General features: G+C 64.8%; 4 protein-coding genes. 2 read left to right on the forward strand and 2 right to left on the reverse strand.

Features of this window, described 5'->3' with window-relative positions; genetic code table 11:
- Positions 1 to 142 precede the first annotated feature (142 nt).
- Both RMO57_RS06855 and dtd read left to right on the forward strand, forming a co-directional pair.
- Positions 143 to 1,030 (forward strand): cation diffusion facilitator family transporter, encoded by an 888-nt coding sequence (locus RMO57_RS06855; protein WP_310385325.1) that lies wholly within the window; start codon positions 143 to 145, stop codon positions 1,028 to 1,030.
- On the forward strand, positions 1,027 to 1,467 hold the full coding sequence (gene dtd, locus RMO57_RS06860; protein WP_310385326.1) for a D-aminoacyl-tRNA deacylase: 441 nt from the start codon (positions 1,027 to 1,029) through the stop codon (positions 1,465 to 1,467). The genes RMO57_RS06855 and dtd overlap by 4 nt, the downstream gene beginning before the upstream one ends.
- 12 nt (positions 1,468 to 1,479) lie before the next feature.
- On the opposite strand, the gene RMO57_RS06865 is transcribed toward dtd, so the two are convergent.
- Positions 1,480 to 1,959 (reverse strand): DUF456 domain-containing protein, encoded by a 480-nt coding sequence (locus RMO57_RS06865; RefSeq protein ID WP_310385327.1) that lies wholly within the window; start codon positions 1,957 to 1,959, stop codon positions 1,480 to 1,482.
- Positions 1,959 to 2,762, reverse strand: an 804-nt coding sequence (gene htpX, locus RMO57_RS06870) for a protease HtpX (RefSeq protein WP_310385328.1), incomplete at its 5' end; no start/stop codon positions are given. The genes htpX and RMO57_RS06865, both read right to left, overlap by 1 nt.

A 2,762-nucleotide genomic window follows, 5' to 3' on the forward strand; every position in this document is an offset into this window, starting at 1 on the left:
GATCTCGGCCTTCTCGCGCGAGCCGATATGGGACACGTCGGTGCTGTGAATTGCTGCGGCAGTATCGTTCGTCATGGCAGGAGTTTCGCGAGTTGAGAGTGCTGGCGGGCATTGTAGGTGCGGCCCCGGTGACAATGCCGCCATGCAAGTCAGCTCCTACCTGAAGTTATCGGTCGCCGTCGCCCTGGCCACCATTGTTCTCAAAACCGGCGCCTGGTGGTGGACCGATTCGGTCAGCCTGGCCGCCGACGCGCTCGAATCGCTGGTCAATCTGGCCGGCGCGATGTTCGCGCTGGCGATGGTCACCATCGCCGCCCGGCCACCCGACGCCGAGCATCCCTACGGCCACCACAAGGCCGAGTATTTCTCCAGCGGCTTCGAGGGTGTGCTGATCATCGCCGCCGGCGTCGGCATCATCTGGGCCGCCTCGCAGCGCTTGGCTGAGCCCCAGCCGGTCGACGCGCTGGGCATCGGCATTGCCCTGGCCGTGATCAGCTCAAGCCTGAACGGCGCCCTGGGCTGGGCGATGTTGCGCAAGTCGCGCGAGCACCAGTCGATGGCGCTGGAGGCCAATGCACGCCATATGTTCACCGATGTCTGGACCTCGGCCGGCGTGGTGGCCGGACTGATCGGCGTGATGCTGACCGGCTGGCTCTGGCTGGACCCGGTGCTGGCCATCCTGGTCGCGCTGAATATCTTGCGCGAGGGCGTGCAGCTGGTGCGGCAGTCCAGCGACGGCCTGATGGATCAGGCGCTGGACACCGAAGCGATGCAGGCGGTGCAAGCCGTGTTGGACGACTTCGCCCACCAGACCATTCGTTTCGACCACATCGTCACCCGCAACGCCGGCCAGCGCCGCTACATCGACCTGCATATGCACATGCCCTCGAACTGGGACCTGGGCCGAGCGGCCACCGTGCGTGGCGACGTTGAAAAAGCCTTGATGAAGGCCGTGCCGGGGCTGCGGGCAAGTATTCAGTTACTGCCCATGGATGTCGAGGCGCATTCGGCCGCCGAGGGCTTGGCGTGATCGCCCTGCTGCAAAGGGTGCGCCACGCCAGCGTCGAGGTTGCCGGCCAGGTGATAGGTGCCATCGATCACGGGCTGTTGCTGCTGGTCTGCGCCGAGCCCGCCGACAGCGAGGCGCAGGCCGAGAAGCTGATCAACAAGGTCTTGAAGCTGCGCATCTTCGGCGACGCAGCTGGCAAGATGAACCTCAGCCTGCAGGACGTGGGCGGGGGCTTACTTGTCGTTTCACAGTTCACGCTGGCGGCCGACTGCAGCGGCGGCAATCGGCCCAGTTTCACCGGCGCGGCGCGCCCCGAGCTGGGCCGGCGCCTGTATGAGCATTGCTTGCGAATCGCCCGCAGCCAGTACCCGGTGGTCGCGAGCGGCGAATTCGGCGCCGCGATGCAGATCAGCTTGATCAACGACGGGCCGGTGACGATCCCGCTGCGTGTCAGCTGAAAATGGCGTCGCCTAAAAGATCAAGGCGACGATAAAGATGCCCATCATCATGAAGGCCAACACCACCTTGGCCAACATGCCCACCATCATGCCGACCCAGGTGGCCACGCCGACCTTGATCGCCCGGCCCTCGTTGCGCTGCGCCAGATACTCGCCGGCGGCCGCACCCAGCAGCGGCATGAACAGCACGCCCACCAGGCCGGTAAAAATGCCCAGCAGCGTGCCCAAGGCGGCGCCGATCAGCGCTTGCCGGCTGGCTCCGACCTTGCGCGCACCGAGCAGGCCGGCCACATAGTCCAGCACCCAGGCCAGCAGCGCCAGCGCCGTCACCACCGCGATGGTGCCCCAACCCACCGCTTGGAAGTCCCCAATCCAGGCGCCCAGCACAATGCCCAGCAGCACCAGCAGCGTGCCCGGCAGCAAGGGCAGAACAGTGCCGGCCAGGCCCGCCAAAATCAGGCCGACACAGGACACCCACAGCACCACATCCATCACTGACCTGCTTGCCTGAGCCGCTCGATCCGTTGCTCCATCGGCGGATGGCTGGAGAACAGCGCCATCAAACCACTGGGCCGCGCGCTGATGCCCATCGCCTGCATCGACTTGGGCATTTCGCCGGGGTCCAGGCCGCCCAGCCGGGCCAGCGCATTCATCATCGGCTGCTTGCGGCCCATCAGCTGGGCGGCGCCGGCGTCGGCTCGAAACTCGCGCTGGCGCGAGAACCAGGCCACGATCATTGCCGCCACCACACCCAACACGATGTCCATCACGATGGTGGTGATGAAGTAGCCCATGCCGGGGCCGTCGTTCTGATTGCGCAACACGAACTTGTCGACCAAATAGCCGATCACGCGTGAAATAAAGACCACAAAGGTGTTCATCACGCCTTGGATCAGGGCCATGGTGACCATATCGCCATTGGCCACATGCGCGACCTCATGGCCCAGCACGGCCTCCACCTCTTCGCGGCTCATCGACTCCAACAGGCCGGTAGACACCGCCACCAGCGCCGAGTTCTTGAAGGCGCCGGTCGCAAACGCGTTCGGCGGACCCTCGTAAATGCCGACCTCGGGCATCTTGATGCCGGCCTTCTCGGCAAAGCGCTCGACGGTCGTGACCAACCACAGATGGGTCGCATCGCCGGAATCATTGATGAGTTTGACGCCGGTGGTCCACTTGGCCATCGGCGTGCTGATCAGTAGCGAGATAAAGGCGCCGCCGAAACCCATCACCAGCGCAAAGCCCAACAGGCTGGTGAGGTTGAGGCCATTGGCGGTGAGGAAACGGTTCAGACC

This window comes from Roseateles sp. (genome assembly GCF_031397715.1).
Lineage (GTDB): Bacteria > Pseudomonadota > Gammaproteobacteria > Burkholderiales > Burkholderiaceae_C > Paucibacter_A.

Excerpts from the sequence above, each read along its gene's own strand:
- RMO57_RS06855 (WP_310385325.1), top strand. The coding sequence starts at position 143 with ATGCAAGTCAGCTCCTACCTGAAGTTATCGGTCGCCGTCGCCCTGGCC.
- RMO57_RS06865 (WP_310385327.1), bottom strand. The coding sequence starts at position 1,959 with ATGGATGTGGTGCTGTGGGTGTCCTGTGTCGGCCTGATTTTGGCGGGC.